Raw genomic sequence first — 16,012 nt, 5'->3', positions numbered from 1 at the left:
GTCGCATCGTCGCCGACGCTTGACCTTACCATCATGGGAATGTTGATACTGGAACCATTCGCGGCACGAACCGCGCCTTTGGGGAATCCGACATGACTGAACCACTTGCCTCCGCAGCGCTGCACACGATCGAACTGAGCGTCGACGGCATGCATTGCGGCGGCTGCACCGGCCGCGTGCAGCGCGCGCTGGCCGCCGTGCCGGGCGTCATCGGCGTGGCGGTCGATCTCGATGCGCATGCGGCAACCGTCACCGCGCAGGAGACGGTCGAGCCCGGTCGGCTCGTCGATGCCGTCCGCGAGGCCGGCTACCGCGCAGCGGTGCGCGAAGCGGCGGTCGAAACCGTCGCGGCCGCGCATTCGGCGCGCGCGCCCCTCCCCGCAACGCCGCCGACGCCGGCTGCCGCCGCGACGATCGAACTCGACATCGACGGCATGACTTGCGCATCCTGCGTGTCGCGCGTCGAGAAGGCGCTCGTGAAGGTGCCGGGCGTCACGCGCGCATCGGTCAATCTCGCGACCGAGCGTGCGACGGTCGATGCCACGGCCGGTGTGTCCGCCGCGCAATTGGCGGATGCCGTGAAGCAGGCCGGCTATGACGCAACGCCGACGGGGCCGGACATCGCCGTCCCAGCCGCTGCCACTGCCTTGCCCGCCGCACCCGCAAGCATCGAACTCGACATCGACGGCATGACCTGCGCGTCCTGCGTGTCGCGCGTCGAGAAGGCGCTCGCGAAGGTGCCGGGCGTCACGCGCGCATCGGTCAATCTCGCGACCGAGCGCGCGACGGTCGATGCGTCGGCCGACGTCTCCGCCGCGCAGCTTGCCGAAGCGGTGAAACAGGCCGGCTATGACGCGACGCCGGCTGCCGTTTCCACGCCTCCCGCCACCTCCCCGGTCGCAGACGTCGAACTCGACATCGGCGGCATGACCTGCGCGTCCTGCGCCGGCCGCGTCGAAAAAGCGCTGGCCGCCGTGCCGGGCGTGGCGCGCGCGACGGTCAATCTCGCGACCGAACGCGCGTCGGTACACGGCGCCGGCGCACTCGATCCCGCCACGTTGATCGCGGCAGTCACCACGGCCGGCTACCGTGCGTCGCTTCCCGCCGCCTCACCCGCAGGTGAAACGACCGGCGCCGACTTACGACCGGCCAGCTCCGCGCAGGACCCCGACGCACGCAAGCGCCGCGAAGCGATCCGCGAACGCAACCTGGTGATCGGGGCCGCCGTGCTGAGCGCGCCGCTCGTCGCGCCGATGCTCGCCGCGCCGTTCGGCATCGACCTGATGCTGCCCGGGTGGCTCCAGCTCGTGCTCGCGTCGATCGTGCAGTTCGGCTTCGGCGCGCGCTTCTACCGCGCGGCCTGGCATGCGGTGAAGGCGCTCACCGGCAACATGGACCTGCTCGTCGCGCTCGGCACGTCGGCCGCGTACGGGCTGAGCCTGTGGATGCTGCTGCGCGATCCCGCGCATCCCGGCCATCTGTATTTCGAAGCGTCGGCCGTCATCGTCACGCTCGTGCGCTTCGGCAAGTGGCTCGAATCGCGCGCGAAGCGCCAGACCACCGAGGCGATCCGCGCGCTCAACGCGCTGCGCCCCGATCGCGCGCGCGTCGTCGAGCACGGCATCGAACGCGACGTGCCGCTGTCGCAGGTGCGCGTCGGCACGCACGTCGGCATTCGGCCCGGCGAGCGCGTGCCCGTCGACGGGCGGATCGTGTCCGGCCGCTCGCACATCGACGAATCGCTGATCACCGGCGAAAGCCTGCCCGTGCCGAAGGACGACGGCGACGCCGTCACCGCCGGCTCGATCAACGGCGAAGGCGCGCTCGTCGTCGAAACCACCGCGATCGGTGCGGAAACGACGCTCGCGCGCATCATCCGGCTCGTCGAATCCGCGCAGGCCGAGAAGGCGCCGATCCAGCGGCTCGTCGATCGCGTCAGCGAGGTGTTCGTGCCGGCAATTCTCGGCATCGCCGTGCTGACGCTGGTGGGCTGGCTGATCGCCGGCGCGGGGATGGAAACCGCGATCCTCAACGCGGTCGCGGTGCTCGTGATCGCGTGCCCGTGCGCGCTCGGTCTCGCGACGCCCGCCGCGATCATGGCCGGCACGGGCGTCGCAGCCCGGCACGGCGTGCTGATCAAGGATGCGCAGGCGCTCGAGCTCGCGCAGCGCACGACCGTGATCGCGTTCGACAAGACCGGCACGCTGACCGAAGGCAAACCGTCCGTGACGGCCTTCGACGCCGTCGGCGTGCCGCGCGACGAAGCCCTCGCGCTCGCGGCGGCCGTGCAGCGCCAGAGCGATCATCCGCTCGCACGTGCGGTGGTTGCCGCGCATGACGCGGACGTGGCCGCACGGGGCGGCGCCGCCGGGTCGGTCGTCGCGACCGACGCGCGCGCCGTGGCCGGACGCGGCGTGGAAGCCCATGTCGGCGGGCAGCGGCTCGCGCTCGGCAGCACGCGCTGGCGCGACGAACTCGACATCGCGGTACCGCCGGCGCTCGACGCCCGTGCGGCGGAACTCGAGGGCGCCGGCAACACGATCTCGTGGCTGATGCGTGCCGACGTGCCGCGCGCGGTGCTCGCGCTGATCGCATTCGGCGACACCGTGAAGCCGGGCGCCCGCGACGCGATCGCGGCGTTGTCGGCGCGCGGCGTCGCGAGCGCGCTCGTGACGGGCGACAACCGCGGCAGCGCGGCGGCCGTCGCGGCGACGCTCGGCATCGGCGAAGTCCACGCGCAGGTATTGCCCGACGACAAGGCGCGCGTCGTCGCCGAGCTGAAGCGCACGCACGGCGGCGTCGTCGCGATGGTCGGCGACGGGATCAACGACGCGCCCGCGCTTGCCGCGGCGGACGTCGGCATCGCGATGGCGACGGGCACGGACGTCGCGATGCACACGGCCGGCATCACGCTGATGCGCGGCGACCCGGCGCTCGTCGCCGACGCGATCGATATCTCCAGGCGCACGTACCGCAAGATCCAGCAGAACCTGTTCTGGGCGTTCGTGTACAACTTGGTCGGCGTGCCGCTCGCGGCGCTCGGGTGGCTGAACCCGGTGATCGCGGGCGCGGCGATGGCGTTTTCCAGCGTCAGCGTCGTGACCAATGCGTTGCTGCTGCGGAGATGGAAAGGCCACGCGCGTTGATGCGGCCGGCGGTGTATGCCGGATGAGCGAACAGGTCGGCGCTCGACCAGCAGGAAGGGGCGGGAAGCGTGCCGACGTTGGCCGGCTACACGGCGTGCGGAACCGGCAGCACGTCACGACGCATCGCGCGCTGGCGGATTCAGTCCGACACGACCGGTTTGATCAACGTCGTGGTGATCGGCGCGAAGCCGCACGCGCGATACAGCGCACGCGCCGCCGCGTTGTGATTGAACACCGACAATCCGATCTCGGTGACGCCGTACCGGCGTGCCTCGGCATCGAGCGCATCGAGCGCGCGCGTGGCCCAACCCTGGCGACGCCGGGACGGGACGATGTCGAGGTCGTAAATGAACAGTGTGCGGTTCGGCCCTTCGGGGACGATCGCGTACCAGAGGTCGCCCACCGGATCGCCGCTGGCGCCGTCGATGAGCGTGACGAGGGTCTGGCCGGCGGTCAGCAAGCCGTCCGGCAGCAGCGTGTCGAAACAGGCGCGCGCACGATCGGCCGCGTCTTCGACAGCATTTTGCCCGGAGGAAACGAGATCGCTCGCGTAGCCGTCGATGGCTCGCGTGCGGTACGCGCGGAATTCGCCGGCCGTCATCGGCCGCATCTGCAGCATGGCCCGGTCGCCGTGAACGGAATCGAACTTCCAGTGTAGCGGGACGGGCGCACCGGCGCGCAATGCGGCGGTGGAAAACGGGCAGACAGGTTGGTGCGGCGGACGCCGCGCCGAATCAGCGAATCAGCGAATCAGCGAATCAGCGAATCAGCGAATCAGCGAATCAGCGACGATACAGAACGATCGGCACCAGGTTTGCACGGCGCACGCGCTCGGCCTCGGCGTGACGTGCGGCGTACGAGTATTCGGCGTCGAGCGGCAGGTGCGGGGATACGAACAGGTCGTCGATTTTTTGCAGCAGGGCGAAGATGAAGCTCATGTGAGACTCCTGACAGATATGGCTAGGGTTTTCCCTTAGACGATTACCATTCTAAGGGTTTTCCCTAAACTCTGCCAGTGGACTGCATCGGTTTGCCGCACGTGCGCGACAGCCGATCGCCGCCTCAGAACGGCGATCCTTGCCCCGTCAGGTCTCCAGGATAGGGTCGAAACGATTAACGCGTGCGACGAACCCGCTTCGCGACGGCCGCGTCACGGTTCGCGTTGCGCTGAAGTCGGTCGACTTGCGACAGGAGCGCTTCGTGGTGCTCCTCGAGCGTCATCAGCGTGGCCTGCTGCGTCGACAGATCGGCCGCGAGGCGATCGATCCGTTGCTGCTTGGCGGCCACGTCCTGCTTCAGGTGCGCGATCTGCCGCGTTTGCAGCACCAGCGCGACGAGCCCCGCCAGCACGACGACGGCCAGCGCGAGCAGCAAGCGGTTGACGCGGCGCATCTCGCGATCGGCCGAGCGCGTCAGGCCGTCCACGTCGGACTGCAGCGCGGCGAGCCGGTCGGTCAGCGGGCGCAGGTGCGTGTCCGGATCGAAGGCTGGCGCGGCCGGCTGCGTACGCTCCGATGATGGCCGGGTCACGAACGACGCAGCGGATGCCACGGGCTGCGCAACCGGCGACGGCCGGGTGGCGGGTTGCGGGGCAGCATCACGAGGCGGCGCGGCCTGCATGGCGATTGCCGGCTGGGCGGGCCGGCCCGGCGTCTGCACGCCGATGGGCGCGGCAGCGGCCGCCGACGGCTTCGACTCAGTCGCTTCCGGTACCGTATCGACGTGCGTTGCGACCGGCTCGGACCGCATCGGCGCCACCGCTTCGCTTGCACCGGCCGCCGCCCGACGTCTGCCGCCGAACGACGCGCGGCGCTCCTTCACGGCATCACCGGGCGGTCGCCCTCCACGTGATTTGACGGCCGTTGCACCGACGGTGGCGGCAAGGACCGGTGCCGCGACTTCACCGCCCGCCGCGTGCCGCTCGATCGCGGCCATCGCAGCGGCATCGACCAGGGGCGCGTCGTTGGCCTTCGTTGCGGCACCGTCGGCCGCAGGCAAACGATCGGCAATCGCGGCCTCGCCCTCAGGCGCCGACGCACCATCAGCCGGCACGGCGCGCCCGGTTTCCGCCGGTCCGGCCGCCGTCGCGCCCTCCGGCGCGCTGAACCCGTCCAGCGTTGCCTGCATTCCCGCGGTGGCATCCTCGGCGGCACCGGTCGCCGCGTCGGTTTCCTCTACGACTTCGTCAAGCGACGCGACCGGCGCCCGTTCAACAGGCTCGAGCACCGGATCGCCGAACAGGTCGAGCGTGAGCGCATCGCGCGACGCATCGCCGCCCGACGCACTATCGGGGCGCGCGGTCGTCCTGGCGAACGTGTCGCCCGCAGCAGCGGCTGAACGCATGCGGGACCGGCCGGGTGAACGGTTGGAACGGGAACGTAAGCGAGGTGAAGCTTCGGTCATGTCTGCCAAATTATTGTCCGAGGGCGTCCGTCAGAAACCAAGTATTCTGCAATAAATCAATAACTTGCATCATCAACTTGTCGAATTTACTCCAACGCCATCCAGCCCGAGCCAGCGACGCTTGATGGGCAATAGGCGACGTGATGGGCCGAAAACCGATGCTAACCGACAAACGAGCCAAAACGCTCAAACCAACCGACAAACCAGTCTTTGACGGAAAGGTCACGGGGACTGCTTGCCGCTCCCCACGAAGTCGGGCTTCAAATAGACCCTACGCTTCACCCGCCCCGTGACGGGTAAGCAATGCGACGCGGGCTTGGGCGCCTACCCCGAAATCTCTCACTGAGGTAAATGAGAAAACGATTGCGCTGCGCAAACCCATCGATAACAACGAAAATCCAGTCGACCAACGCAATCGGGATCGAGAAGCGGCCAGCATTGCCACCGCTGTCCTGACATTCGAGAAAGCCGCCCGCCGGGTTCATGAAAAACTGAAGCCGAGATGGAAAGGCGAGAAGTATGCAACTCAATGAAGGCACGCGAAAAAGTGCCGAACGACACGACGTCGACAGGATTCCTCCGCGCCCCAAAGTCGAAAGCAATACGCGCGGCTGCGTTGCCGCTCACGGCTTCCTATCCAGTTTCCGGAATTGGGCCAGCGAACCCATTCGACCTGAACAATGTCCAATGGGTATTTCGCGACTAGCGAGCCTGGCGCTATCATCGCGTCGGTCTCACGATGCTGCGCCCAGCGCCGGGAAATTGTGGTGCGGATCACCGACACGTCGCAGGCGTGTGTTAGCCGGCTCGCTCCGGAGGATCCGCCGCAGAATACGCGTCGTTCCCTCAAGACGGATCTTCAGTTTTGATATGCACGCTGCGCGCTGGACGTTCGCGCAACTTGTGCGGCGTGGGTTTGGCGCGATACTGTCCGCGATTCCATTCATGAGCCTTCCAACGCACCATGACTCGCAAGCTATTCTGGGAAGATGCCTACCTCAGCACGCACCGTACCGTCGTCACTGACGTGAACGGTCCCGATGTGCGACTGGCCTCGACGATTTTCTTCGCATTCTCGGGCGGGCAGGAAGGCGACGCCGGCACGATCGGCGGCCACCCGGTCTGCGAAGCGCGCAAGGACGCGCTCGACATCGTTTACCGGCTGGGCGCCGGCCACGCGCTCGAAGTGGGCCAGACCGTCGACATCGAGATCGACTGGGCGCGCCGCTATCGCCTGATGCGGCTGCATTTCGCAGCCGAAATGGTGCTTCAATTGATCTATCGGCAGGTGCCCGGAATCGTGCGGATCGGCGCACACATCTCCGTCGACAAGGCGCGCATCGATTTTGCGCACGACACGAGTCTCGCCGCCCTGCTGCCGTTTCTGGAGCAGGAAACGGCAGCGCTCGTCCGAGCGGATCTGCCGATCGTGACCGGCTACACCGACGTCGCGCTGCAGCGCCGCTACTGGCGAGTCGACGGCTTCGCGACGATGGCTTGCGGCGGTACGCACCCCCGCACGACGGGAGAAATCGGCACGCTCGTGCTCAAGCGCAGGAATCCCGGCAAAAGCAAGGAGCGCATCGAAGTCACGCTCGGCTGAGACGGAGCGCTCCATGTCAGGACGCCTCGCGCTTCGCTGCAACCGCCCCAGGGCGGTCGCGTGCATACGAATCCTGCAGGAAGGACAGCGCGCGTCTGTCCCGCGCATACGCGACATTGATCCTCAGCCACGGAGACACGTTGTTGTCGACGTGGTAATAACTCCCCGGCGCGATCGTGACGCCGTGATATTCGGCGTTCGCCGCAAGCTCTGCGGAATCGTCGATACCGGGCAGCCGCGCCCACAGCAGCGAGCCGCCTTTCGGGCGCACAAACAACTCCCAGCCTGAAGCCTCGAGCTCACGCATCGTGTCGTGCATCGCCGCGTGCAGGCGTGCGCGCAAACGCTCCGTGTGCCGCCGGTGCCCGCCCCGCCGAAACCACTCGTAGACAACCGCCTCGGCAAAAGGAGAGCACCCGACCATCGTGTGAGCCTTGACGTCGGCGAGCATGTCGATCACGGCGGATGACGCGATCACGTAACCGATACGCAGTGACGACGACAGTAACTTCGACAATCCACCGACGTGGATGACACGTTCGCGTCCGCCCAGCTTTGCCAGGCGATCGCTCGGTTCGAATTCGAGATCGGCGTGAACGTCGTCCTCGACGATCTTCAGGTCGTACGTCTCGGCCAGGAACAGCAATCGCATGCAAACCCGCGGATCGATCGTGGAACCGGTTGGATTGTGCAGCACCGTGTTGACGAAATAGAACGTGGGCCGGTGCGTCTTCACGAGCGTTTCGAGGCAGGCGAGATCCGGCCCGTTGGGCAGGCGCGGCACCCACGACATGCACGCCCTGCATTCGCAACAAATTGAATAGATTGAAATAGCCCGGATCGTCGACGAGCACGGTATCGCCGCGTTGTACGAAGCAGCGCACGACCAGATCGAGCCCGTGACTGATGCCCGCTGTCAGCATAATCTCGGGCATCGTCGCATCGATTCCGAAACGCGCCGCCTGCTGCAACAATGCCGGAGGGTTGATGGAGTTGATCGTTCTGTCGGTTGGACGCCAGCTCGACATCCTGCCCCCTTCCGTCTACGCGATGTTCGTTGTGTTCGCACTGCTGACGACCGCTATGACAGCGCCCGTAGTTCGGTTCGCGACGCGCAACCACGCACGCATCGCAACCCGCGCGTCGGGTTCGGGTGCCTGATCCGCTCGGACTCGAACCCTGAAACGATAAAAATAGTTTGGCATCACGGGAACGACAGGGGGAATCCCATAACTGAAGAAACGGGCGATCGATACGCGAGACGGTACTTCCGGTTTGACCCTGCCATATCGTGTTACTCGATAAATCGGTACAGGATGAGCCCAAGCCATCACCAACACATTGAGTTCATTGGCCTCGTTGAAACGATTTAGCAGGTCATATCGGATGGTAGGCCCGCGTGCAAAATCGATGCCGAAACGGAATCGGTGACCAGCCATCGTCGCATGCCTCGCCACTGGTTCAACCGATCCAGCAGGCAGCACCGATGTGCCTATCCATCGCCGGACAGCCCGCTTCCTTTCTCGAAGCGCGTGACCCCCGGCAGCGCGCGCAGCTTGTCGCAGATCGCCTTGTACTCGAGTTCCGACACCCGCGCCAGCGCGATGCGCACCTCGTCCTGCTCGCCCGAGTCGTCGGCACGCTGCACGATGAACTGCTTCACGCGCGCACTGTCGGGGCCGAGCGCCGCGTGCAGCGAATCGAACGTCAGCGTGCCGCTCGCAACCGTCAACGCAAGCTGGCGCCGCTGGCGCACTGTGAAATAGCGCTGCTCCAGCGGCTTGATGCCGGCCAGGATGATCAGGATGATGATCGTCGCCGAAATCGACGCGACATAGAGCCCGCCGCCCACCGCAAGGCCGATCGCGGCGACCGACCACAGGCTCGCGGCCGTCGTCAACCCGCGCACGATCTCCCCGCGCAGCAGGATCGAGCCCGCGCCGAGGAAGCCGATGCCCGACACGACCTGCGCGGCGATCCGCGACGGATCGAGCACGACGTGGTCGCTGGTGCCGAGCACGTCGGCGAAACCGAACGCCGACACGATCATGATCAGCGCCGAGCCGACGCACACGAGCATGTGCGTGCGCAGGCCGGCCGCCCACGACAGGCGCTCGCGCTCGAAGCCGATGACGCTGCCGAGCGCCGCCGCGAGCACGAGCCGCATCACGAGTTCCAGGTTGCTGAGCATCCGATTTCTCTCCTTTTTTTGGTGCCGACCGCGCGGAATGTTTTATCCTTGGCCCCGGCCGCGCCGATTTCCGGGCCGCGCCGATACGTTTCGATCCAAGCGCTCAACCCCGCCATGTCCGTTTCCGACTCCGCTTCCGCCCAGGCCGCCCAACTGCGCCACCATTTCGCGCACGTCGTCTTGCCGATCTGGCGGGGTTCAGGGTTCGACCCGGCGTTGCACCTGCCGTTCGAGGCCGTCGATCCGGCCGCCCACGCGCCGCTGCCCGTGACCCGTTATCGCGCAATGGCGTGCGCACGGCAACTGTTCGTGTTCGCGCAGGCCGGCGACTCCGCGCACGCGGCCACGCTGTTCGACGCGCTGCGCCGGCACTTTCGCGACCCGCGTCATGGCGGGTGGATCTACAGCGTCGACGCTCAGGGCGCGCCGCTCGATACGACCAAGGATCTCTATACGCACGCGTTCGTCGTGTTCGCGTGCGCCGCATGGTATGCGGCGTCGCGCGACGCCGCCGCGCGCACGGCGGCGGAAGAAACCGCCGCGCTGATCCAGGACCGCTTCGCGCCGCGCCACGGCGACGCGTTGCTCGATGCCGCGCGCCACGCCGATTTCTCGTCATCCGGCAGCGGCCCGCTGCAGAATCCGCTGATGCATCTGACCGAAGCGTGGCTCGCGGCCGCCGATGCGTTCGGCGACCCGGCGTTCGACGATGCGCTCGCGCGCACCGTGCAGGCCGTCGAGCGCACGTTCGTCGATGCGGCGACCGGCTGCGTGGCCGAGTTGCCGCTCGGGGCGGCCGACAACCGTTTCGAGCCCGGCCATCAGTTCGAGTGGTTCTATCTGGTCGACGCGGCCGGCGCGCGGCTCGCGCAGACCGGGCTTCCCGCCGCGCTGTCGCGCGCGTTCGCGTTCGCCGAGCAATACGGCGTCGATCCGCAGACGGGCGGCGTGTGCGCGGCGCTCGACGCGCAAGGGGCATGCATCGACGGCACGCAGCGGATCTGGGCGCAGACCGAATACCTGCGCGCGCTCGCGACCCACGGCGGCAGCCCGGCCTCGGCGCCGCTCGCGCGCCAGATCGAGCGGTTCGCCGCGCGCTTCCTGCATCCGCGCGGCTGGTTCGAGTGCAAGACGGCGGACGGCCAGGTGTCGCGCGCCGACATGCCGTCGACCACGCCCTACCACCTCGCGACCGCCTACGCGGCGCTGCCGGCCGGTTCGTAACCCGTCGCGGCGAACGACGGCGCCGCGCGGCCGCCCGGTGCGGCGCGTCCGTCGCCCAGCTCGAACACCGACACCGCCTGCATCAGATGTGCGGTCTGGTCGTTCAGCGATGCGGCCGCGGCCGCGACTTCCTCGACCAGCGCCGCGTTTTGCTGCGTGAGCTGATCCATCTGCGTGACGGCCTGGTTCACCTGCTCGATCCCGACGCTCTGCTCGACCGACGCCGCCGTGATCTCCGCCATCGTCTGCACGACCCGCGTGATCGACGCCGACACCGTGCGCATCGCGTCGCCGGCGCGTTCGACGAGCTCCGCTCCGCCGTCGATCTGCGCGACCGACTCCTCGATCAGCGCCTTGATCTCCTTCGCCGATTGCGCGCTGCGCTGCGCGAGCGAGCGCACTTCGCCCGCGACCACCGCAAAACCGCGCCCCTGCTCACCCGCGCGCGCGGCCTCGACCGCCGCGTTCAGCGCGAGGATGTTGGTCTGGAACGCGATGCCGTCAATCACCGAGATGATTTCCGCGATCCGCCCCGAGCTCTGCGCGATGCCGCGCATCCGGTCGATCACGCTGTCGACCACGCCGCCGCCGTGGCTCGTCGCTTCGAGCGCCGCGTCGGCCAGCGCGCTCGCCGCACGGGCGCTGTCGGTGTTCTGCCGGACGGTCGCGGTCAGTTCTTCCATGCTCGCGGCGGTTTCCTCGAGCGATGCGGCCTGCGTGCCCGTGCGCGCCGACAGGTCGGCGTTGCCGCCCGCGATCTCGCCCGCGCCGAGGTGGATCGCATCGGACGCGTGGCGCACCGTGCGCACGGTGTCCGCGATGCTCGTCTGCATCGTGGCGAGGCCGCGCAGCATCCGGTCGATCTCGAACACGCCGCCCGCCTGCACGGCTTCGTCGAGACGGCCCTGCGCGATCCGCTCGAAATGACGGCCGGCCTGCTCCAGCGGCGCGACGACCGCACGCCGCGCGGCCGCGTAGATCGCGGCGCTCGCCGCAAGCATCGCCACCAGCAGCACGATGCCGACCGACTTGAACCACAGCATGCCGCCGTCGATGGTGTCGAGCGCCGCGCGGCTCGAGGTGCCGCCATAGTCGGTGAAGCGATGCAGTTCGGCGATGTACGCGTCCTGGAAGCCTTGGGTCGGCTGGTCGAGGAACGCCTGGATGTTGTCGGCGTCGAGGAACTGCACGAGCTCGCCCAGCGCGCCGCGCAACGCGCGATAGCGTTCGGCGAGCGCCGCGACGCGTGCGCGGTTGGTGTCGTCGACCGGCTGCGCGGCCGTCAGCACGGCGAATGCCTTGTCCGCTTCCGCGAGCGACGCGCCCGCGTGGCGGATGATGTCTTCGGGCTTCGGGCCGCCGCGCACCATCCGCGTGCCGGCACGCGACAGGTTGATGCGTGCGTCGAGCAGTTGCTCGGTCGCCCGGCTGGCCGCATCGACCTGCGCGATCGCGACGTTCGACAGATCGTCGACGCCGCTGCGCGTCGACGCGAGCGTCCAGAAGCCGAGCGCTTCGATCGCGAACAGGAAGAGACAGAACACGGCCAACACGCCGAGCAGACCCGACGCTAGCTTGATTTTTCCGAACATGGAGAAGTTCCTGGAGAGCGGACGATGAGGCAATGCCCCGGCATTAGCGGCATTTCTTCGTCGGACTTTAGGCCGATTGCCGGCTGCGCAGGTCGATCGCGCGCTTCGCGCGCGCATTCGCGTCGAATCGCCCCCAAATGCGGAGATTTTGGGTATTCGACGCAATAATCGCGTCGCATCGCACCGGAATTTGCCCGAAACGCGAACGAATTTCCTTGCTTATCGGCAGCCCCCTTCCTAGAGTTCAGCGCAAGCGGGCACTCATTAAGGAAGTTCGATGACCGACATCACGGACCACGCGCGCGGCGCATTGCGCGCGCAACCGTTCAGCATGCTGCTGGGCACGGAGCTGATGCATATCGGCGACAACGAAGTGTCGCTGTGTCTGCCCGTGCGCGAGGAACTGCGGCAACAGCACGGCTTCGTGCACGGCGGCGTCATCAGCTATCTCGCGGACAACGCGCTGACGTTCGCCGGCGCGCTCGTGCTCGGCCCGCGCGTGATCACCGCCGAATACAAGATCAACTACCTGCGGCCGGCCGTGAACGGCACGCTCGTCGCCCGCGCGAAGCTCGTCTACGCGGGCCGGCACCAGGCGACCTGTCAGTGTCACGTGTTCGTCATCGACGGCGATCACGAGCGACTCGTCGCGATCGCGCAAGGCACGATCAACCGCGTCGGCGACGGCAAGGTGCCGGACAGGCCGGAGGAAACGGCGTGAGACGACGCCCGTCGCGAGGTCAATGAGAGAACGCCGAACACGCAGCGCGTGTCGCGCTAGCGCTTCATCGCGGCGAGATAGACCGCATCGCGCTCGCGACGCCCCACCGCGACTACCAGTACGACGACTTCCGCATCGCGCACTTCGTACACGAGGCGATAGCCGATACTGCGCAGCTTGATCTTGTAGCGGTCCGGATGACCGTGCAGCTTCGCCGAAGGAATGCGAGGGTTCTCGAGCCGTTCGACGAGTCTGGCCTTGAACTGATCGCGAATGGTGCGATCGAGCTTCCTCCACTCCTTCAACGCAGGTTCGAGAAAGGCGAGCTCAAAGGTCATCCAACTTGACCTTGACGGCTTTCTCCTTGGCGCGCGAGTCGGCCAGCACGTTGTCTTCGATATCTTCGAGACGTTCGACCATCGCCTCCCATGTCTTCGCCGGAATGCAATAGAACGCGGGTTCGTTGTGATTCAGGATCGCGACCGGGAACCCCTCTCCCGCCGCCACGGTTCCCATCGGGTTCCGCTTCAGCTCCGAGACGCTCGCCGTCACGCTAGCCAGGATGGTATGGGGCATGTCTGCTCCTTTTTCGATCGAATTTACATTGTACTTTATTTGACACTATATTTAGTGCGATTTCTGGTGCCAAACAGGCGGTACCGAATTCGCTCTCGACCCGTGAAGTTTGGTATCCCTACTCGGCCCCGCCGCCCGCCAGCGGCATAAACCGCGGCGCCACCCGCGCCCGGACGTTCCCGTACTCGTCCGTCCGATAAATCCCGCGCGCCGTGTTGTGCGGATGCACGGCCGCGTCGGCCACGCTCAGCACCGGCGCGAAACACGCGTCGGTGCCTTCGAGCAGCGCGCGCCAGTGCGCGGACGGCTGCTCGGCGAACACCTGCGCGAAACGCGCCTTCAGCGCGGGCCAGCGCGCCCGGTCGTACTGCGACGCGGGATCGACGTCGGTCAGCCCGAGCCGTTCGACCAGCAGCGCATAGAACGGCGGCTCGAGGGCGCCGATCGTCACGCATTCGCCGTCCGCGCAGCGATACACGTCGTAGAACGGCGCGTCGTGGAACAGGCTCGGCTGCGCGCTGTCGAGCTGCCCGTTCGCGCGTGCCCACAATGCGAGCGCCCCGAGCATCGACACGATGTCGACGATCGCGCCGTCGACCACGCGCCCCGGCCCGCCGCCGCGCACGTCGAGCAACGCACAGACGATCCCGAACGCGAGCCCGAGCGCGCCGCCCGCATCGCCGACGACGGTCGGCGGCACGCCCGGCCGGCCGTCGCGCGGCGCGGACAGCGACAGCAGCCCGGTCAGCGCGACGTAATTCAGGTCGTGCCCGGCTGCGGCCGCGAGCGGGCCGCGCTGGCCCCAGCCCGTCATGCGTCCGTAGACGAGTTTCGGATTGCGGCGCGCGCAAGCGTCGGGCCCGAGGCCGAGCCGCTCCATCACACCGGGCCGCAGCCCCTCGATCAGCGCATCGGCCTGTGCGACCAGATCGAGCGCGGCGTCGCGCCCGGCCGGCGCCTTCAGGTCGAGTTCGACGATCGTCTTGCCTTCGCGCAGCAGGTCGCCATCGCGGGCCCGCAGCGCGTCCGGCGCGCTCGTGCGGCCGGACGGTCGTGCGACCAGCGTGATACGTGCACCCATGCCGGCGAGCATCCAGCCCGCGAGCGGGCCGGGGCCGAGCCCCTCGAACTCGACGATGTGGATGCCGGAAAGCGGGGCATCAAGCGACATGCGATTCTCCTCTCGACGGACGCGGGCCCATGATTCGCGGTCGACCTGCGCGAGCGCGCCGGTCCGATGCCTTGTTCATCGAATTGCTTCCTCCACGCACCCAGCCAACAAAAAATCCCTGCGCAGCGGATTCGCTTCGCAGGGATCGCTTCAAGGTTCTGTTGCGCCACGCCGCACGCACGAACCGCCAGGCATCAGAACGCGTCGCCCGGCACGCGCACCCAGCCTTCCATCAGCACGCGCGCGCTGCGGCTCATGATCGCCTTCGTGACGGTCCACTCGCCGTTTTCCCGTTTCGCTTCCGCACCGACGCGCAACGTGCCCGACGGATGCCCGAAGCGCACCGCGTTGCGTTCGCCGCCGCCCGCCGCGAGATTGACGAGCGTGCCGGGGATCGCCGCAGCCGTGCCGATCGCGACCGCCGCCGTGCCCATCATCGCGTGATGCAGCTTGCCCATCGACATCGCGCGTACCAGCAGGTCGACGTCGCCAGCATTCACGCGCTTGCCGCTCGATGCGACGTAATCGGCCGGCTTCGCGACGAACGCGATCTTCGGCGTGTGCTGCCGCGTCGCGATTTCGTCGAGCGTGTCGATCAAACCCATCCGCAACGCGCCGTGCGCGCGGATCGTCTCGAACTTCTCGAGCGCCTTCGCGTCGCCGTTGATCGCGTCCTGCAGCTCGGTGCCCGTATAGCCGATCGCCTCGGCCTCGACGAAGATCGTCGGGATACCCGCGTTGATCATCGTCACCCTCAGCGTGCCGACGCCCGGCACGGCCAGATCGTCGACGAGGTTGCCGGTCGGGAACATCGAGCCGCCCGCGCCTTCTTCCTCGGCGGCCGGGTCCATGAATTCGAGCTGCACTTCGGCGGCCGGGAACGTGACGCCGTCCAGTTCGAAGTCGCCCGTCTCCTGCACCGCGCCGTTCACGATCGGCACGTGAGCGACGATCGTCTTGCCGATGTTCGCCTGCCAGATCCGCACGGTCGCGACGCCGTCGCGCGGCACGCGCGCCGAATCCACGAGGCCGCCGGCGATCGCGAACGGGCCGACGGCCGCCGACAGGTTGCCGCAGTTGCCGGTCCAGTCGACGAACGCGCGATCGATCGCGACCTGCCCGAACAGGTAGTCGACGTCGTGGCCCGGCCGCGTGCTCTTCGACACGATCACCGTCTTGCTGGTGGACGACGTCGCGCCGCCCATCCCGTCGATCTGCTTGCCGTACGGATCGGGGCTGCCGATCACGCGCAAGAGCAGCGCGTCGCGCGCGGCGCCGGGCGCCTGCGCGGCATCCGGCAGATCCAGCAGCCGGAAGAACACGCCCTTGCTGGTGCCGCCGCGCATGTAAGTGGCGGGAATCCTGATTTGAGGAATATGAGCCAT

Annotated in this window: 15 protein-coding genes; 5 read left to right on the top strand and 10 right to left on the bottom strand. The window is 67.5% G+C overall.

Annotation, left to right across the window (positions count from 1 at the left end; all coding sequences use genetic code 11):
* Window positions 1–92 precede the first annotated feature (92 nt).
* Entirely contained in the window at window positions 93–3,146 is a 3,054-nt protein-coding gene (locus tag WS89_RS19650) for a heavy metal translocating P-type ATPase (protein WP_082741905.1), read from the top strand.
* A gap of 139 nt (window positions 3,147–3,285) precedes the next feature.
* On the opposite strand, the gene WS89_RS19645 is transcribed toward WS89_RS19650, so the two are convergent.
* From WS89_RS19645 to WS89_RS19640, 3 genes are all read right to left on the bottom strand, one after another.
* Window positions 3,286–3,765, bottom strand: coding sequence for a GNAT family N-acetyltransferase (locus WS89_RS19645; RefSeq protein WP_059792812.1), 480 nt, complete (start codon window positions 3,763–3,765; stop codon window positions 3,286–3,288).
* A gap of 163 nt (window positions 3,766–3,928) precedes the next feature.
* A complete protein-coding gene (locus WS89_RS34260; RefSeq protein WP_011548928.1) occupies window positions 3,929–4,084 on the bottom strand; it encodes a hypothetical protein in 156 nt (51 codons plus the stop codon).
* Between the two features lie 175 nt (window positions 4,085–4,259).
* Window positions 4,260–5,549 (bottom strand): hypothetical protein, encoded by a 1,290-nt coding sequence (locus tag WS89_RS19640; protein ID WP_059792810.1) that lies wholly within the window; start codon window positions 5,547–5,549, stop codon window positions 4,260–4,262.
* A gap of 964 nt (window positions 5,550–6,513) precedes the next feature.
* Here WS89_RS19640 and WS89_RS19635 point away from each other — a divergent pair.
* Entirely contained in the window at window positions 6,514–7,152 is a 639-nt protein-coding gene (locus WS89_RS19635) for an alanyl-tRNA editing protein (protein WP_059792808.1), read from the top strand.
* Between the two features lie 16 nt (window positions 7,153–7,168).
* Here the strand turns inward: WS89_RS19635 and WS89_RS19630 are convergent, their stop codons facing one another.
* A complete protein-coding gene (locus WS89_RS19630; RefSeq protein ID WP_059792806.1) occupies window positions 7,169–7,945 on the bottom strand; it encodes an aminotransferase class I/II-fold pyridoxal phosphate-dependent enzyme in 777 nt (258 codons plus the stop codon).
* A gap of 113 nt (window positions 7,946–8,058) precedes the next feature.
* Between WS89_RS19630 and WS89_RS32805 the strand changes: the two genes are divergently transcribed.
* Window positions 8,059–8,313 carry a hypothetical protein gene (locus tag WS89_RS32805; RefSeq protein ID WP_218921301.1) on the top strand — a complete coding sequence of 85 codons (255 nt, stop codon included), beginning with the start codon at window positions 8,059–8,061 and terminating at the stop codon, window positions 8,311–8,313.
* Between the two features lie 331 nt (window positions 8,314–8,644).
* Here WS89_RS32805 and WS89_RS19625 read toward each other — a convergent pair whose 3' ends face one another.
* Entirely contained in the window at window positions 8,645–9,343 is a 699-nt protein-coding gene (locus WS89_RS19625) for an MgtC/SapB family protein (RefSeq protein WP_059792804.1), read from the bottom strand.
* 114 nt (window positions 9,344–9,457) lie between these two features.
* Between WS89_RS19625 and WS89_RS19620 the strand changes: the two genes are divergently transcribed.
* Complete coding sequence (locus WS89_RS19620; RefSeq protein ID WP_059792803.1) at window positions 9,458–10,567, top strand: AGE family epimerase/isomerase; 1,110 nt, start codon at window positions 9,458–9,460, stop codon at window positions 10,565–10,567.
* Here the strand turns inward: WS89_RS19620 and WS89_RS19615 are convergent.
* On the bottom strand, window positions 10,540–12,159 hold the full coding sequence (locus WS89_RS19615; RefSeq protein WP_059499489.1) for a methyl-accepting chemotaxis protein: 1,620 nt from the start codon (window positions 12,157–12,159) through the stop codon (window positions 10,540–10,542). The genes WS89_RS19620 and WS89_RS19615 overlap by 28 nt on opposite strands.
* Window positions 12,160–12,436: 277 nt before the next feature.
* Between WS89_RS19615 and WS89_RS19610 the strand changes: the two genes are divergently transcribed.
* The gene (locus WS89_RS19610) at window positions 12,437–12,880 is read left to right on the top strand and encodes a PaaI family thioesterase (RefSeq protein ID WP_059499490.1); all 444 of its coding nucleotides are present in this window, start codon (window positions 12,437–12,439) and stop codon (window positions 12,878–12,880) included.
* 56 nt (window positions 12,881–12,936) lie between these two features.
* On the opposite strand, the gene WS89_RS19605 is transcribed toward WS89_RS19610, so the two are convergent.
* The 4 genes from WS89_RS19605 to prpF all read right to left on the bottom strand — a co-directional run bounded on the left by WS89_RS19605 (window position 12,937) and on the right by prpF (window position 16,012).
* The gene (locus WS89_RS19605; RefSeq protein ID WP_059780124.1) at window positions 12,937–13,218 is read right to left on the bottom strand and encodes a type II toxin-antitoxin system RelE family toxin; all 282 of its coding nucleotides are present in this window, start codon (window positions 13,216–13,218) and stop codon (window positions 12,937–12,939) included.
* A complete protein-coding gene (locus WS89_RS19600) occupies window positions 13,208–13,456 on the bottom strand; it encodes a type II toxin-antitoxin system Phd/YefM family antitoxin (protein ID WP_059792802.1) in 249 nt (82 codons plus the stop codon). The genes WS89_RS19605 and WS89_RS19600 overlap by 11 nt, the downstream gene beginning before the upstream one ends.
* A 118-nt stretch (window positions 13,457–13,574) precedes the next feature.
* A complete protein-coding gene (locus tag WS89_RS19595) occupies window positions 13,575–14,627 on the bottom strand; it encodes a CaiB/BaiF CoA transferase family protein (RefSeq protein WP_059792798.1) in 1,053 nt (350 codons plus the stop codon).
* A 194-nt stretch (window positions 14,628–14,821) separates the two neighbouring features.
* Window positions 14,822–16,012, bottom strand: coding sequence for a 2-methylaconitate cis-trans isomerase PrpF (prpF, locus tag WS89_RS19590; protein WP_059792797.1), 1,191 nt, complete (start codon window positions 16,010–16,012; stop codon window positions 14,822–14,824).

The organism is Burkholderia sp. MSMB1072, from assembly GCF_001524725.1.
In the GTDB taxonomy this organism is placed as follows: domain Bacteria; phylum Pseudomonadota; class Gammaproteobacteria; order Burkholderiales; family Burkholderiaceae; genus Burkholderia.
This window is presented reverse-complemented; position numbering and strand designations above follow the sequence as displayed.